Below are 17,091 nucleotides of genomic sequence, written 5' to 3'. Positions count from 1 at the left end.
ATACGGCAAATTCCTGCTACCACCACGTTTTCTTACGGCACTTTCGGTTCCAAAAGTGCCTACCCGTATACAGTAACCTTTGCCTTCTTCTAGCTTGCTTATGCTTACCGGCAGAACTTCATCCAGATATCCAGATAAACCGTTGCCGCCAGAATCAGCGCCGCCGCCCCTAACACCAGCGCATGATAGTTTTTATTCTCCATCCGCACCATTACCCGATCCGGGTTTAAAACCAACCAGACAAGCGGCAGAAATGGCAGGTAATAGCGCCCCTGTACGCCGTCGATATAGGTATTACCCGGTCTGGTGAATGCAATGTACATCGAAGTCCAGACCAGCACTGCCGTTCCCGCGCAGAGTATAAATATCCACAGCTTCTGTTTTTTTGACAGACGTTTTCCACAAGATGGCTGCCCGGCTGTGAGGATAACGGCCGCCGAACCGGCGTACAGCGCCCACGGAAATGACATCGTTCCCGTGTGTCCCAGAAGTCCCAGGGAATTTTCGCCCAGCACATAGGACGGAAGCGTCCGGAACAGGTTGCAGATCAGCACCCACGCGTAGGCAAGCGGCTGTCCCAGAATGTACGCCATCTGCCCTTTCTCGCTGGTGCTGTCACCTCTCGTATCCCCGATATCGCGCGGCGCGATCAGAACCGGCAGGATGAAGGATAACATCATCAGACCGCAGATCACGATAAATCCACCCTTCATCAGGTACATTTCCCGTTTAGAACGGAACTTTTCTGCCGGAATCATCAGTCCCAGAAGAATTAGCGGCGCATATACCGCCTTGACGCGGCAGCCCCAGACAAAGGTAAGCACGATAAGCGCATACGCTTTCCAGTCCATTTTCCGCCCGCCAAGCGCCGCTTCCAGAATGCCCGCGAAAGACAGCCACAAAAATGCCGTGACGGTCGGGTCATAGGAATATGCCCCCGCCAGCATCATCGGCTCGGGCATCAGCGCCAGAAATGCCAGGATCGCCTTGCCGACCGGTGTCTTTTTGATGGCAAAATACAAAACTGCCGCATAGACATAGAGATTTCCCAGCCTCCCCAGCTTATACAGGATTCCAAATGGGATATGAAGCAGCCCTCCCGCTTTCAGCGCCAGCGCCGAACCCACATATCCGGTCATCGTCGTTTTGTTGAGATCCGTACTCCAGAGATGTTCACCGTGCCGGTAACCCGCATTCTGATTCAGATACGAAGTGAGCGCCGCCTGCTCGTCCCGACTCTCCGGCTGATTGTACGGCCAGGTATCTACGCCCGTCGTAAACTCCTGTAAAAGCGCCGGTTCCGCCTGCACCGGCGTCCGGTAATTTGCCATCCAGAATGCCTGCGCGAAATGCACTTCCTCATCCCAGCTCACCTTATTTGCCGGGAGCGACAGTGAAAATATTGTTCCAAACGTCAGGGAGATCAGCAGAAATCCAACCTCGATGCGCTTTGCCACGAAATCCCGGAAACAGAGAAGTGCGATCAAAACCGCCGCCGCACACCAGAAAAGTCCCAGCCGGTACCAGTTGATACCTGCCCGCGCCACCGTCGCAAACCCGGTCAGTGCAAGCGGCATCCCGCCAAAATTCATGTAGGAAAGCCCTTCTTCGTCTAGATCCTCCCGCGTGATCAGAAGATCCACGTAGTCCAGCTTCCCATTCACCGGAACCGAAGAAAATTTCAGCACCCGGCAGTTGCGGTCCACGACCATCTTTGCGTTGTGCTCCCGCTGCTCGCCGTAGATGTTGCGGTAACCGAGGCGGACGGTGGCATTTAACAGACCATCGTAATCATAGTGGTAGAGAAACTGGCTGACATAGCTGCCGTCCAGCGGAATGTGGAGATAACCGCTTGCATCCGAAAGCTGCAGCACCTCTGTATTTTCCACCTGCCGCCTATTCTCTCCAATGGTTTGCCCCGGCTCTCCGGTGATTTCACCCAAACCGTTCTTTTCTGTCTCTACCCGCTCAAATCCGCTCACCTGCACCTCGTCCAGAGCGATCGTCCGCGTCGCCTGCCGCGTCCATCCACTTGCCCGAAGCGCCGGGAGATTGCAGACAAACTCGCCCAGAACGCCCATCACAAGGACTGCCACAAGCGCCAGAAGCAGCCGAAGCACATCTTTTTTCTCTATTCGATTCATAAAATGCCTGTTAAACTGCATCTGTACTTCTCCCTTATTTTTCCCGTTTAAATTCGGTAAATTTCTGTTGCCACCACGTTTTCTTACGGCACTTTCGGTTCCAAAAGTGCCTACCCGTGAACCGTGTTTTGTCTTTCAAATCAAGCGCTCTAGCGCACTATCTTCTCCACGCCCCTGTGTTCCAGGATGCGTTCATAATCCTCAATATAATCAACCTCCGCCCAGAAATGCCCGCTGACGTCCTCGACATAGACCGACTGCTGCCCGGTCATGCTGTAAACAACATTTTCCCACCAGACGCCGTGCTCCTGGCGGTCGATCATCTCCTCCATCCGGCAGATAAATTCCGGCATAAATGCCGCTGAAAACCGTCCGATTCCGATGTACTCGCCCGTCACATCATCCCCGGTCAGCTCTTTTCCATATTTTTTCAAAATTCCATCTTCATAGAAGAACTTATAATCCGCTGTCTCCCGGCGGCTCTCGTCCGCAAACATCACCGGGCTCCTGCCCTGCGCGAGGATCCGGTCAAGCAATTTTTCCTCCAGGTATACGTCACCGTTCATGATCAGCAGATCGTCCCCTGTCAGGAACTCCTTCGCAAACCATGCAGACGCGATGCTGTTTGTCACATCGTAAAACGGGTTGTAGAAAAAGGAAACTCCCTTGTCTGCCAAGACCTCGCGGATCACCTGCGCCTCATAGCCCAGCACGATGCCGATATCCTGGATGCCGCGGGAATGAAGCAGGTCAATCGTGTACTCGATCAGGCACTGCCCGCCGCCGATATCCACCGTACATTTTGGTTTTCCCGACAGATAACGCGAGATCCGGGTTCCCCGTCCCGCTGCCAGAATCAATACTTTCACAGAAGTCCCCTCCTTTGCATATCTTTCCATGCCGCAATCAGGCTGTCATTGTCTTCCGGCGTCAATGCGCCGATATGACCGACACGGAACACCGTGTCGGCAAGCGCGCCGCCGTTCGGGCAGATCCAGATGCCGTATTCATCCTTCAAAATCTCAAAAATCCGATGCGCTGAGACCGTTTTCCCCTCTTTGTCCACGCCCGTCGGGTGAAGCGGCGTCAATGCCGCCGAGAGAGAATTGGAAACGATCTCAAACGGAAGATCTTTTATTTTGCTTCGGAAATTCTCCGCCTGACAGCGGATCCGTGCCTGTTCTGCCGCAAGCCCTTTTTCTTCGATCATCGTCAGCCGTTTATGAAGCTGTAAAAGTACCCCGACCGCTGGTGTAAACGGCGTCTGCCCCCGCTCGCCATTTTTTAGGTAGTCGCGCAGATCAAAATACATCGAGCGGACCGCCGTCTCCTGCACTCTCGCGATCGCACGCGCCCCCAGCACCAGAATCGAGAGTCCCGGCGGAAGTGCCAGCGCTTTCTGCGAGCCGGTCAGCACCAGATCAACGCCCCATTTTCCCATCCAAAATGGATCGGCAAGAAACGAGCTGACCGCGTCAACCGCCAGAATCAGCTGGTTTCGTCTGCAAAAGTCAGAAATCAGCTCCATATCATAGAGAACGCCCGTGGAAGTCTCATGGACATTGACTAAAAATCCGGTAAATTCTTTTCCCTCATATGGTGCCAGGTCTTCTGCCCGAAGCGCCCGTCCGCTCTCCAGCTGGATCTCCTCATGAGGGACTTCATGGATCTCACAAATTTTCGCAAACCGCGCGCCAAAACTGCCGCCGTTTACGACCAGCACGCGGTCGCGCTCCGTAAAAAGGTTCATGACTGCCGCTTCCATCGCCGCCGTGCCCGAACCTGTCAGGAAAATCGCCCGCGCATCCTCAGGCGCCCCCGTGAACTGCTTCATCAGGCGCTCATTTTCCTTCATAATTGCAGAAAATTCCGATGTGCGGAAATATGGTACTTCTTCCGCCCCGATCGCCCGGATTTCCTCGTCCATCTGAACCGGTCCTACCGCAAAATTAATCATACATTTCCTCCAAATCTATCTAATGTACTCTCGAAATCTTTCTGTGCTCGATTTTGTGAGATGATTTTTTGTCAGTTGTGCCCAAATTTCTGAGGCGTACGCGGTGCGTACGTTGATGAAATTCGGGTGCGGCTGGCGGAAAATCAGCCACAAAAGCAAGTGCAGAAAGACTCCGAGAGTACATTCTAAACAAGTTCTATATCCCACGTGCCCGTCTCCGGTACATCACAAGCGACGTCAGTCCAAAGCAGGCAGTCAGTGCCGCCATCAAAAGCAGATACGAAAGCGATCCGCCCAGCAGTCCCGCCGCCCGTACACAGGGCGAAGAAATAAGGAGCGCCGCTGCCGTCACACCGACATAACCCAGAAAAATACGTTTCTGCTCCTGCATAATGATGAGTGCATAATAAAACAGATTCACATACGCATTGAACGCGCCGCCTAGAATGATAAACACCAGCGCCAGACGGCATTCCCGCAGCATGTACGCAATTTTCGGATATAATATTGAGAGAACCGGAATTCCGAGAATCCAGGCACCCCCGACTGCCAGCACCGTAAGCGCCGCGATGATTGCCGCCAGCCGGCCTACCGTCCCGGCAAATTCCGGGAGCGCATTCCGCTCCCACTGTTCCGAGAGTTTCGTGATATACGGGCGGATGACGAAGCCTGCCACCAGATTGATGACGCTGGTCGGCATGAAGATCGCACCGAATACCGCCTGATACTTGTCCGCCATATTGCCCTCGATCGCATATTTCGCGGCAGAAAAAATATAAAAATCCAGGATAACCGATAAAAACAGGACTACATTTTCTTTAAACAACAGCCCGACACGTCCGGAGCGGACCTCCCAGTCCACCTGCGACAGATGACCGATTACCGAAAAATCAAACAGGCACACGCCCGCCAGCTGCGCCAGTACTGCCGCCAGGCAGGAGCCGACCAGGTTATGGGTCGCATTCAAACAGCCCAAAAAGACACCGACCGATAAAACCGTCCGGAATGCGTTTGATTTGCCCGTCAGATACAGGCGTCCGTCACGCTGAAATTCTGCCTCATAAGCGTCCGCGAAACCGTCGATCACCTTGTACGCTACCATCAAAAATACCGTCACCGCCTTGACAAAGGCATAGTCCCGGTTGATCACCGTCACATAAAAAAGCCCGGCTACCAGCGCCGCGCCGCAGGTCATCAGGCGCAGCCGCAGATATTCGCCAAACGTAAACCGCCGCCTCGTATCCGTGATCTGGAACGGGCGGATGCCAAAATAGGCCACCATAAACATATGCTGACCAAATGTAGAATACGCAAAGGAGAAGATACCGCCCTCATCCTCGCCGACAATCTGGATGACCGCGATCGTCAGCACCATGGACGCCAGTGCATAGAGAAAGCTCCCTATCATATTCCAGCTCATATTTCGTTTTTCAATCTGCCCGTCTCCACCGATCAGGGCGTTCGCTAAATATTTTACCACTACAGTATCTCTTCCTTTGAAAATTCCAGCCGGCTCGGCGTGTGTGTTTTGCGTTTTTCAACCGGCGGAAGCTGCATGAAATCGCCATACATTTTTGTCAGCATTTCCTCGATATTTCCTGGGAAATTCATGCGTCTGCCCTCAAATTCCAGCTTCCGGAGCGGATAACAGCGCGTCCGATCCACGACATTCCAGTATGGGCTTGTGTCCGGCAGAAATGCCATCCGGCGTGTCCGGTATTTATTGTATTTACGGCAGACCCGCTCACAGCGCATCCGCAGCCACTGAGGCGAGATATGGAGCAGCTTCATCGCCTTGTAGACCATCCCGCAGACCGCCCAGATAAGCTTCGCCTTGATGCCCCGCTGCTGCAGCGTCGGACGCGGAATCGCCCGCAGAATCATCAGCTTACTCCAGAACCATGCCGTCCACGACTGAATCTGGTATAGAACCGGGTTGTCCGCCACATTGTCAAGCACATACAGATCCAGAAAGATGCCGAACGGACAGTCCACATCCTTCATAACCTCCTCAACAAACACCGTCCCCTTCTTCACCAGACGGGTCGTCATCAGCGGATAATTGGGATATCGCTCTGCATTGAGAACCAGATACCGGTCGCTCATCTTCTTTTCCACGATCCGGAGCAGGCGCTCAAAATCCCGCCGCGGCATCGCAATATCGATATCGTCGTCCCAGGGAATAAATCCCTTGTGCCGCAGCGCACCAATTCCCGTTCCGGCTATCCCGAAATATTCCAGATGATAGTCTTCACAGATCCGGATAAAATCATCCAGAATCGACAGAATCTCTCCCTGCAGCTGTTTCAGAACTTCTGGCTCATAAAATTTACTGTCCATATCGATGTCTGTCCCCTCCATCAAGCCCGCAGAACACCCCACGCCTGCCGCAGCTGATCATATTTTTCTTAATAGTATGAGGGTATTCTACTATATTTTAAAGGAAAAGTAAACCGCGGCTACTTTTTACCCTCTTTCTCAGGTTCCCACACCTCTATCTCCCACTTCCATCCAAACAGATGTCCCGGAAGCGAATATGCCGCTCCGATCCCCAGCCCGATTGCGACCGCCATCTTGATTGTATCCATACCATACTGAAGCGCCAGCGCTTCCTGCCCCATAAAAAAGTTGTAGGCGGTATAATAGATCGCCGCTCCGGGCACAAGCGGGAAGATGCCGCAGACCAGAAAGAGGAGCGTCGGCGCTTTCCGCTGTACCGCCAGACAGCGCGACAGCATCGTCAAAACCGCGCTCGCCGCGAAGGTCCCGATGATCGGCGTCTGATAAGCTGCCATGACCGCCAGATACACGCCCCAGCCGACTGCCCCGCAGATACCACAATCCAGCCAATACTTCTTCGGAACTCCAAACAGCGCCGAAAAGGCGGCAGTTCCGACACAGGCCGCCAGAAGCTGCCCCAGAATTTCCCCTGCCATTTCCATCAGAGCATACCTCCCATCGCAAACATCCAGAACCGCAGTGCCACACCAACTCCGATCGCGATACAGCCCGCCGTCAAAAAGGCGTCTACAAAACGGATCAGACCGGATAAATAATCATTTTCCAAAAAATTCCGGATCGAATTAGTCAGCGGCACCCCTGGCGCCAGCGTGAACACAGCTCCGATCATGACATGATCCAGGCTTTCTCCCAGCCCGATCCAGCACAGAAAACAACAGCACAATGCAAGCACGCTGCTCGTCATGATCGTCTGCATCATCCGGGACGAGGAAAAGCGCGGAGCTGCGTATAAAAGGAACAAATACAGCAGCACGCCCGTCACAAATGCCGCCGCCGTATCGCGCAGGCTGCCCTGGAACAGGTAACAAAATCCAGCGCTTCCAATTCCTGCCGCCAGAACCTTTCCCCGATTTTCGATCACTTTCATCTGTTCAATCTGCTCAAGGCGCATCCGCATCTCATAAGGACCACATTTACCCGCCGCAATCTTTCTCGACAAATCGTTCAAGGCATCCACCCGGCATAGAATCGTAGGTGCCAGCGGCACATGGCAGATACGGCTGGAATAAAACCGCCCGTCAATCACCACATTTGAAAAAATCCCATTTGCAATCACATACGCATTGAATGCTTCGAGACGCAGCGCCCGCGCCGCATACTCCATCGCCTGCTCCGCCCGGAATACCTCCCCGCCATTGGAAAGAATCGCATTCCCCAGACGAGTCACCAAACGGAAGCGCTCGATCTGGGAACAATCCTCGATCGAAGCACGTACTATTTCCTTCATTCTGTTTCTCCCCCTGTTTTTATTTTCTGTCCACCTGTTTTCTCTATCCCATTTTCTCCCCCATCTATCCGCTCACTGATTCACTTCTCCAAATCCGCCGCCCATTTTGGTCTTTTCCCAAAAAATCGTTCCATTTCGAATTAAATTTACCCGTCAAAACTACCCCTTTGGTTGACGTTCCAACAAAAATCCTGTATAGTGAATATATTATATTAAAGAATGATGCCGCAAGGGGGATATATCTATGGATCATAATGTTACCATCGGTGCCAAGGTAAAAGCCTTCCGTACCGCAAAAAAATACACACTGAAACAGCTCAGCGAAGAGTCCGGTCTGTCCATCGGCTTTCTTTCCCAGTTGGAGCGCGGTCTCTCTTCGATTGCAATCGACTCTCTGGCAAAGCTTGCTACGATTCTCGGAGTCAGTCTGTCTTCGTTCTTTGACTCCTCCGCCGATCAGGAGAAATCCCCGGTCAGCCGGAGTTTTGCCATGCACTGTTCCCAGATCAACCCCCAGATCGTACAGTACCTGGTCAATGGAAATGCACAGGGATTTGCCTGTCTTCCGCGTATCTTCCACCTGATGCCGTCTGCCACCACAAGCTCTGAAAACCAGCTTGAGATGAATCAGCACGACGGTGAAGAATTTATCTACGTTCTGGAGGGTATCCTGACCGTATATCTGGACGGCAGCGAATACTGCCTGAATCCGGGCGACAGCATCCAGATCCACTCCCAGACCCCGCATGACTGGGTCAACAACACAAACCGTGTCGTTAAGATTCTGACCGTACACACGCCGAATCCGTTTGTTCATGGGAATGAAGTCGTATTTTAAACAATCTGCGCGGTATAGATACATAATAAAAGCTGTCTCTTTTAGAATTTCAAGATGTTTTTATTTTCTTTTTGGTTTTCCCATCTCAGGAAACAAAAACTCCTGCACTTCTGAAAAAGACAGCTTTTTCATATCTTTTACACCGTATACACCATTTTTCCTGCCAGATACACTTCCAGCACATCATCCAGCGCACGAATATTCTTTGAGACATCTCCCTTTACAACCAGCAGATCCCCCGCCAGGCCCTCTTTCAGGCTACCCGTCTCCTTCTCGATTCCAAGCACGCTCGCCGCATTGTATGTTGCGGTTCTCACTGCCTCCACCGGCGTGATTCCATAGTCTACCATATAGCCGAGTTCCTGATGAATCGGAAGCGGCGGTGCCTTGTAAAGTACCATATCGCTGCCTGCCAGCACCGTGACCCCTGTGTCATAGAGCTTTTTAAAATTATCCCGGTATGCCTCAAACGCCGGTTGGAAAAATGCCTGATCGTGAACGGCTCTGGCGGCGATCGGGTTGTCCATGTCCACACCCGCCTCGATCATCTGCTTTGTCTGCTCATACAAATATGTGTACGCCGTGATCGTCGGCGTCCACGCGATTCCTTTTTCCGCCATCTGGCGCGCCTGCGCCTCTGTTAAAAAGGTTCCGTGCTCGATCGTGTCAAATCCCGCGTCAATACACATCTGAATCGACGGCTGCGTACCCGAATGAACCGCGATCTTCACCCCCTGGCGGTGCGCCTCATCCACCGCTGCATCCAGTTCTTCCTGGGTAAATTCCGGAATATCGCCGCGGTTGCTCGTCAGGATCTTGACCCAGTCAGCTCCCGCGCGCAGCTGTCTTCGGATAGCGGCGCGCACGCCCCACGGGCTGTCCGCCTCCTCGACCCCATCCTGATGTCCGTGTCCTCCGGTCATGCAGATACCTGCGTCCGCATGGATGATCCGCGGGACCGTCACATATCCCTTCTGACCTGCCAGGCGCAGCTGCTTCATCAGATTGGGCGGACAGGACAGATCGCGCACCGTCGTGATACCGAGCCGCAGCGACTGTTTCGCCTGCTCCAGCGCATAGTATGCCACCATATAATCGTCATAATTATCCAGATCCGGCTGGCTGTAGTAGTAGCCGAAATGCACATGCATATCAAACAGTCCCGGCAGGATCGTCGCCTCGCCGTAATCCTTTACCATCTCTTCCGGGTAGCGCCCCGCCGCTTCCGCAGCGTCTCCTATCCAGCCGATTTTTCCCTCTTTATCCAGATACACCGCCTGATCCTGCAAGCAGGTTCTGCCATCTCCGGTAATTAAATACTTCGCCCTTAGAATCATTTTCACGGACTTCCTTTCTCTTTTTCATAAGCATGAAATTTTCAGTCGAATATCGTCATTTCACGCAGTTTTTCAGTTTTCTATATCGTAACACCGGGATTTTGTTCTTGTCAATATTGGAATGCGGAGTGTACGCTAAAACGTGTTTCAATTGTGTTACTGTTCACGCATACGTGCCCAGTAACGGAATTTGCCGTGGCTTCGCATTTAAATACGGCAAATTCCTGCTGCCACCACGTTTTCTTACGGCACTTTCGGTTCCAAAAGTGCCTACCTGTGAACAGTAACTCAATTGTTACTGTTCACGGGCAGGCAGAAAAAGAGCGGCACACATTTCTGCATACCGCCCAAACCAGCGACTGTCCACACACAAGCAGTCACTCTGAATTGATTCATTTTATTTTTTAGTAAAACAATCTGTTTACCGCACTGAAGATACCGCGGATAGATGCTCTCGTAATGTTGGAGCTGATGCCGACACCGTAGGTTGCCCGGCCACTCTTTACATCCATCAGATGGATGTAGGACGCTGCCTGTGCGCCGGAACCGGAACGAAGTGCATGCTCGTTGTAGTCCAGAACACGGATCTCGATGCCAAGTGCCTCCTCGATCGCTCTCTGTACCGCATCGATCGGTCCGTTACCTACGCCCTCAACGGTGCGCTCGGTGTCATGAGCGGTAAAGGTAAGAGTTGCAACGGTTGCGAATGCGCCGCCCTCGTACTCCTTGTCTGTGATCTGGCATTTTTTGAAGTGCATCGGCTCTTTTCTGTCCAGGTAGTTTGCACGGAACTCGTCCATGATCTGCTCCGGAGCTACCTCGCCCTGCTTCTCTGCAATCTTCTGGATAATGTCAGCAAACTCTTTGTGCATTCCCTTCGGAAGACGGAATCCGTAGAAGGAATCCATGACGAAGGCTACGCCGCCCTTGCCGGACTGGCTGTTGATGCGGACAACCGGCTCGTACTCGCGTCCGATATCACTCGGATCGATCGGCAGGTACGGAACCTCCCAGATGCCGTCGTTTCTCTTCTGCAGCGCCTGCATACCCTTGCTGATTGCATCCTGATGGGAACCAGAGAATGCGGTAAATACCAGCTTGCCTGCATACGGATGTCTCGGGTCAACGGCCATCTTTGTGCAGCGCTCACAAACCTCGGTGATCTCCTTTACATTTTCCAGATTTAACTCCGGGTTGATACCCTGGGAGAACATATTGTAAGCGATATTTAATATGTCGATATTACCAGTACGCTCGCCGTTTCCAAGCAGTGTACCCTCGACACGGTCTGCACCTGCCAAGAGAGCCAGCTCGGTCGCTGCAATGCCGGTACCACGGTCATTGTGCGGATGGATACTTAAAATAATGCTGTCACGGTTCTTAAAATGCTTGTTCATCCACTCGATCTGGTCTGCGTATACGTTCGGAGTCGTCATCTCAACCGTTGCCGGAAGGTTGATGATGATCTTATTGTCCGGAGTTGCGCCCCACTCTTCCTGTACAGCGGTGCAGATATCCAGTGCAAAATCAAGCTCGGTTCCGGTAAAACTCTCCGGAGAGTACTCAAGGATTACTTTTCCGTCGTAATCTTTCATATATTTCTTTACCATGCGGGTACCATCGATCGCGATCTGCTTTACTTCCTCGCGGTCTGCATGGAATACAACCTCACGCTGTAAGGTAGAAGTCGAATTGTAAATATGTACGATCGCCTTCGGAATACCCTGGATGGCATCGAAGGTTCTCTTGATCAGGTGCTCGCGGCACTGGGTCAGAACCTGTACAACTACGTCGTCCGGGATAAGCTTGCGTTCTACTAACTGGCGCAGGAAATCGTACTCGATCTGGGAAGCTGCCGGGAAGCCAATCTCGATCTCTTTAAATCCAAGTTTTACCAGGAGGTTGAACATCTCGATCTTCTCCTCTACGACCATCGGCTCAACCAGTGCCTGGTTGCCGTCGCGCAGATCAACGCTGCACCAGATCGGCGCTTTCTCAATCTCTTTATTCGGCCACTCACGCTCCGGGTAATCTACCACCGGAACTCTCTTATATTTCTTGTAATTTAACATGTCTTTCTCCTCCATCACTCTATAATGTACTCTCGGAGTCTTTTCTGCACCTGCTTTTGTGGCTGATTTTCCGCCAGCCGCACCCGAATTTCAGAGGCGGACGCAACGCCAACGCCTCAGAAATTTGGGCACAACTGACAAAAAAATCATCTCACAAAATCAAGCACAGAAAGATTCCGAGAGCACATTACCCCTGGTCGCTTTCCAGGTACCTCATCATCAAAAAACGCAGTTCCTATCATCCTAAGCTTTGGAGTCGATAGATCACGCCGTACCTTTTAACAATGAATAAAATTACTGATTCTGGTCTAACCCCATCATAATCATCCCTTTTCTATCATAAAAGAAATTATTTCGATTATAAATTATACCATCGGAAATAAAGGATATCAAGAGAAAAACGGGGTAATTACAGGTGTTCTGGCATTACTGTTCACGTATGCGTGAACAGTAACTTCTGGCATCTCTTACATAAAATTATCTATTTTTTCTGTCCTCTGGTTTTTTCATCTTCTGTCTCCAGGACCGTATCAGATGCGCCGCCAGCCGGTTTCCAAAATACCCCGCCGCGCACCCCACAATCATGCCGCCCAAAACATCGGTCGGGTAATGCACATATAAATACATTCTTGAAAACGCCATCAGGATCGCCAGAGGCAACGTGATTTTCCACCATTTTTTCGCCCCGGCAAAGTACAGAGCCGCGACCGCAGCAAACGAAGCTGCCGTATGTCCCGACGGGAAGGAATAGTCCGCCGGGCGGGCAATGATCAGCTGAACTGTCTGATTCACATCGCACGGACGGATCCGGCAAACCATAGGCTTTAGTAAGATATTACAGATGATCGCATCCAGACAGAGCGCTACCGCCAGCGCAGCTCCCCATCTTCTCGTCCGCGGAATCATAAGCAGCAGGCATGTAAACAGAATCCAAATCATTCCTGCATTTCCAAGCCGCGAAATAAACACCATCCAGACATCGCCCACCGGCGTCCGCATCTGCTGAATCCAATCCAGTATTTGTAACTCCATTTTCATTTTGCTCCCTCTGTTTTTTACACAACTTTATGCGCGAGCCATCTCCGGCCCATAAAGCGGAATGTGAATACGATGCCCCGGATCGTCCAGTCTGTAAACATGCCGATCCACACCGCGATCGGTCCGAAGCCGTGGACGCGGCAGAGATAAATGCACAGCGTCACCCGGAACGCCCACATACTGATGCAGGAGAGAATCATCGAAAACCTCACATCCCCGGCAGCCCGCATTCCATATGCCGGAATAAATGCGAGCGTCCAGACGATCGGCTTTACCACCGTGATCCATCCGACCATGTAGAGACACATCTTCGCACTCTCCGGCTCCATGCCGCCCAGAATCGTGACCGGTTTCGTCGCCAGAAATACGAGCGCACAGCTTGCGATGATGACGACCTCCGCCACTGCCGTCAATTTTTTGATATAATAGATCGCCTCATCCTTGCGCCCCGCGCCGAGACACTGTCCGACCACCGTCATCATGCCGATTCCGATACCGATCGCCGCGATGCCGTTTAAGTTTTCCAGAATATTCGTCATCGCCTGGGCTGCGATCGCGATCGTCCCGAGGGTCGAGACGGTTGACTGAATCGCAAGTTTTCCAAACTGGAACATCGCATTTTCGATACCGTTTGGGATTCCCAATGAGAGAATCCGCATAATCCGGCGTCCGTCCGGACGGATATGCAGATAGTCACGCACCGCAATTTCCTGGCTGGGATTGTGCAAAAAGGCGAACACCACCACTGCCGAGATAACGCGGGAACCGAGCGTGGCAATCGCCGCACCGGCAACTCCAAGATGGAAGCCCCAGATAAGCACCGCATTTCCGGCGATATTTAACCCGTTAGAGACGACCGCGATCGTCATCGGAAGCCTTGTATTTCCTTGCGCCCGGTAGATCGAGGAACCGGCATCATAGAGGGCGATAAATGGGAACGAAAGCGCCGTGTAGAAGAAATAGGTCTGCGCTGCCTCCATGACATCCGCCTCGACGCTGCCGAAAATCAGCCGCAGCAGCGGTCCGCGTGTCAGAAGGCAGACTGCCATGACCGCCGACGAGATGCACGCCACCACAAAAGATAACTGTCTCGCGGATTCCTCCGCATTTTTCTTATCTTTCTGTCCGATGTACTGGGAGCAGACGATCGTGCCGCCTGCCGCCAGCGCATAGAATGCCTGTATCACTAAAATATTGATGGAGTCAACCAACGAAACCGCCGAGATCGCCGCCGATCCCACGTTGCTGACCATAATGCTGTCCGCGGTACCCATCAGGGAGTTTAAAATCTGCTCTACGATCAGCGGAACCAGAAGAATCCGCAGATCGCGATTGCTGAAAAGATGATTTGTCTGCTCTTGTCTGCCCATATGCTGTCCTGTAACTTTCTATATTTTATTCTCTGTCCAAATAGTCTGTTTTTCTAACGGTCTGGCATCACATGCACGGACGCCGCCGCATCTGAGACGAAATTACCCCCTTAGTATGATAACGGATACATATAATAATTCCGCACCATTTCCCTACCCTTCGTTCACAAGCGTCAGAATCCAGTACAGCCATGCCCGCACTGAACTTGACCTCCGCACGATCAGATTCTCCCCACAGACCTGGTATTCCCGCATTTTCTTTGCGACATACTCCTTGTCCGGAACATCTCCGATCTGAAGGGCAGCTTCAAATAAATCGTGGAAAATCGGGTGTTCCAGAATCAGGCGGACGTATTCGAGCTGGCGCGCCCTATACGGCAGTTTCAAAAGCCGTCTTCCTATCGCCGTGATATGCACTTTCACGCCGTCCTCATCCGTCTGCTTCTCCGCCAGCCCCAGATAGCGGCACGCGTTGAAATAATAGTCCGACTGTCGCTCCTTAAATCCAAAAAGCTGCGCGATCTCCCCGCCCGTCATTGGATTCTCGTTCAGCCGTTCCACCAGTGAAATAACCTTGTAAAAGCTGTCCGCCTGGATAAAGGTAACCGGCGGTTCCGGTTTGACCTTCGTCCGTGTCCAGACATCGTATAAATCATCCAGCGTGATCTCAATTTCCTCTAAGCTGTAATTTCGCTCCTGTACCAGCCGCAGCGAATTGTAATAGCGCAGATCCGTAAATTCATATTCCAGCAAACGGAAAATATTATTCGAATACACCATAAACACCGGACGGATCCGCTTGTGTATCTTCCCCGCCCAGAGTCTCGTCGGATAATAGAGCTGCCGGATCAGAAAATTGCTGTGGACGACGTTTTTTCCCTCGATCAGCGTAAATACATTCTCATTTTCAAATCCGCCGTCGATCTCGACCTGCGAATTCTGTACCTGGATAAGCGGCTTTTTCTCAATCAGCTCTGATTTTTGATAGTCGCTGACATAAAACTCAAAATTTCCAGACCCCATCCGCCCCGAAACCGTCTGCACCATGCGATCTTCGCCCAGAAAATCATCCAGAATCCCCGTGATGCTCATAACGTTGATCGCGCTGGCTTCCGAACGGATGTCATGAAGGTCGATGGACTCAAAGTAATCGGGTATCTTCGCGCTCGTCACCCGCTTGATACCGGACGGAATCTCCGGAAAATCCTGATATAAGTCAAACTCGCCCAGCACATAGCCGCCGCGCGACACCGGAAGAATCGAAATTTTCTTTCCAAACACCCGCGGCAGGGATTCCCGCGTATCAAATTTCGTCATCAGACGCGGTTCCTTGACTTCGCGGATCTGGTCGGCGGTAATGTAAAACCGCCCATGTTTCTCAATTTCCCGCTCAATCCGGTATTTATCAAATAAAATTCTCCATTTATCGTCAATCAAGCTCATAATTGTGTACCAGAACTTCCTGAATTTCCCCGCGCTTCTCCGGTTTCACGTTGATCGCGCGCTTGGCATCCACGTGGTCGATGATGTAATCTTTATATAAATCCTCGATAAATTCGCAGGACGAATTGGAAAGCAGGAACTTGATGCCCTTTGCATTCAACATGTCACACTGCTCTTTTAATGCGATCTGCTCTTCCTCCCCGAAGCCCCCAGCCGTGTAGCCCGTGAACGACGCCGACGAGCTGATCGGCATATAAGGTGGGTCAAAATAGACGAACGCGCCCTTCCGGATGCCCTTTAACGCCTCGCGGTAATCGCCGCATTTGATCGTGATATTCGCTTTATTTAAATACGTATTCAGCGCATGGATAGTCGCCTCGTTCGTGATATTCGGGTTCTTATATCTGCCCCACGGAGAATTGAACTCGCCGGAGCTGTTGACGCGGAAGAGACCGTTGTAGCAGGTCTTGTTCAGATAGATAATCCGCGCTGCCCGCTCGACGTTGGTCCGCGTCTGATACGTCTCCTTGTCACGATCCCACGCCCGCACCGTATAATAATACTCCTCGCAGTTCTGTTCCTTATGTGCGCTCAGCGCCGCAATCAGCTCTTCCGGCTCTTCCTTGATCGTCCGGTATACATTGATCAGCTCTTCGTTGGAGTCATTGATCACCGCCTTGTTCGGCTGTCTCCCAAAGAGCACCGCACCGCCCCCGATAAACGGCTCATAATAGGTCGAACATTCCGGGATCAGCGGATTGATGCTGTCCAGCAGCTGCCGTTTGCCGCCTACCCATTTGAGGATGGGCATGACGAACGGATTTTTTCTTGACATCGGATAGGGTACCTCCTTCTATTTGTCTTTCTATTCACCTACAGAACCTGCCGCCGGCAGCTTCTTCCGGATACATTGCAACACAAAAACGGGAAATCAGATGTCCGCTTGTGCTCTGATTACCCGTTTATTATAATCGTACAACCGTTCTAGTTTATTATACTTGACTTTGGGGTGGATGTCCAGCATTAGAAGTAGATGTTATCCACTTTACTATTAATTTGTTACTGTTCACTGCGTTCTCAGTAACACGCTTCGCGATGCACAGAATTTACGCTTTCTGCGTAAATTCCTTATGTATTCTCAATA

At 51.7% G+C, this 17,091-nt stretch carries 14 protein-coding genes; 1 reads left to right on the top strand and 13 read right to left on the bottom strand.

Features of this window, described 5'->3' with window-relative positions; translation table 11 throughout:
- Window positions 1-104 precede the first annotated feature (104 nt).
- The 7 genes from DXD12_RS06510 to DXD12_RS06475 form a co-directional block, all read right to left on the bottom strand.
- Window positions 105-2,144, bottom strand: coding sequence for a DUF2142 domain-containing protein (locus tag DXD12_RS06510; protein WP_118637967.1), 2,040 nt, complete (start codon window positions 2,142-2,144; stop codon window positions 105-107).
- Window positions 2,145-2,293: 149 nt separating this feature from the next.
- Window positions 2,294-3,013 carry a phosphocholine cytidylyltransferase family protein gene (locus DXD12_RS06505; protein ID WP_118637826.1) on the bottom strand — a complete coding sequence of 240 codons (720 nt, stop codon included), beginning with the start codon at window positions 3,011-3,013 and terminating at the stop codon, window positions 2,294-2,296.
- On the bottom strand, window positions 3,010-4,101 hold the full coding sequence (locus DXD12_RS06500; RefSeq protein ID WP_118637824.1) for an aminotransferase class V-fold PLP-dependent enzyme: 1,092 nt from the start codon (window positions 4,099-4,101) through the stop codon (window positions 3,010-3,012). The genes DXD12_RS06505 and DXD12_RS06500 overlap by 4 nt, the downstream gene beginning before the upstream one ends.
- Window positions 4,102-4,297: 196 nt before the next feature.
- Window positions 4,298-5,581 carry a lipopolysaccharide biosynthesis protein gene (locus DXD12_RS06490; protein ID WP_347561370.1) on the bottom strand — a complete coding sequence of 428 codons (1,284 nt, stop codon included), beginning with the start codon at window positions 5,579-5,581 and terminating at the stop codon, window positions 4,298-4,300.
- Window positions 5,581-6,441 carry a LicD family protein gene (locus DXD12_RS06485; protein ID WP_233430211.1) on the bottom strand — a complete coding sequence of 287 codons (861 nt, stop codon included), beginning with the start codon at window positions 6,439-6,441 and terminating at the stop codon, window positions 5,581-5,583. Before DXD12_RS06485 ends, DXD12_RS06490 begins: the two co-directional genes overlap by 1 nt.
- 119 nt (window positions 6,442-6,560) lie before the next feature.
- Window positions 6,561-7,043: a threonine/serine exporter family protein gene (locus DXD12_RS06480; RefSeq protein WP_233430212.1), complete on the bottom strand. Its 483-nt coding sequence runs from the start codon at window positions 7,041-7,043 to the stop codon at window positions 6,561-6,563.
- Entirely contained in the window at window positions 7,043-7,849 is an 807-nt protein-coding gene (locus DXD12_RS06475) for a threonine/serine exporter family protein (RefSeq protein WP_107000715.1), read from the bottom strand. The genes DXD12_RS06480 and DXD12_RS06475 overlap by 1 nt, the downstream gene beginning before the upstream one ends.
- A 244-nt stretch (window positions 7,850-8,093) precedes the next feature.
- On the opposite strand from DXD12_RS06475, the gene DXD12_RS06470 reads away from it, so the two are divergent.
- Window positions 8,094-8,687, top strand: a complete 594-nt coding sequence (locus tag DXD12_RS06470; RefSeq protein WP_022360036.1) for a cupin domain-containing protein — start codon at window positions 8,094-8,096, stop codon at window positions 8,685-8,687.
- A gap of 137 nt (window positions 8,688-8,824) precedes the next feature.
- Here DXD12_RS06470 and DXD12_RS06465 read toward each other — a convergent pair whose 3' ends face one another.
- The 6 genes from DXD12_RS06465 to DXD12_RS06440 form a co-directional block, all read right to left on the bottom strand.
- The gene (locus tag DXD12_RS06465; RefSeq protein ID WP_107000716.1) at window positions 8,825-10,024 is read right to left on the bottom strand and encodes an amidohydrolase family protein; all 1,200 of its coding nucleotides are present in this window, start codon (window positions 10,022-10,024) and stop codon (window positions 8,825-8,827) included.
- Window positions 10,025-10,428: 404 nt separating this feature from the next.
- Window positions 10,429-12,096 (bottom strand): 2-isopropylmalate synthase, encoded by a 1,668-nt coding sequence (leuA, locus tag DXD12_RS06460; RefSeq protein WP_107000717.1) that lies wholly within the window; start codon window positions 12,094-12,096, stop codon window positions 10,429-10,431.
- 477 nt (window positions 12,097-12,573) lie between these two features.
- Window positions 12,574-13,128, bottom strand: coding sequence for a phosphatase PAP2 family protein (locus DXD12_RS06455; RefSeq protein WP_333491420.1), 555 nt, complete (start codon window positions 13,126-13,128; stop codon window positions 12,574-12,576).
- 23 nt (window positions 13,129-13,151) lie between these two features.
- Entirely contained in the window at window positions 13,152-14,504 is a 1,353-nt protein-coding gene (locus DXD12_RS06450) for an MATE family efflux transporter (RefSeq protein ID WP_107000719.1), read from the bottom strand.
- 153 nt (window positions 14,505-14,657) lie between these two features.
- Entirely contained in the window at window positions 14,658-15,947 is a 1,290-nt protein-coding gene (locus DXD12_RS06445; protein WP_118637822.1) for a hypothetical protein, read from the bottom strand.
- Window positions 15,934-16,782, bottom strand: a complete 849-nt coding sequence (locus DXD12_RS06440) for a DNA adenine methylase (protein WP_117796844.1) — start codon at window positions 16,780-16,782, stop codon at window positions 15,934-15,936. Before DXD12_RS06440 ends, DXD12_RS06445 begins: the two co-directional genes overlap by 14 nt.
- Window positions 16,783-17,091 lie beyond the last annotated feature (309 nt).

Source organism: Clostridium sp. TF11-13AC (assembly GCF_003481065.1).
Lineage (GTDB): Bacteria > Bacillota > Clostridia > Lachnospirales > Lachnospiraceae > Otoolea > Otoolea fessa.
The sequence above is the reverse complement of the archived record's forward strand: the minus strand, read 5'-3'. Positions and strand labels throughout refer to the sequence as shown.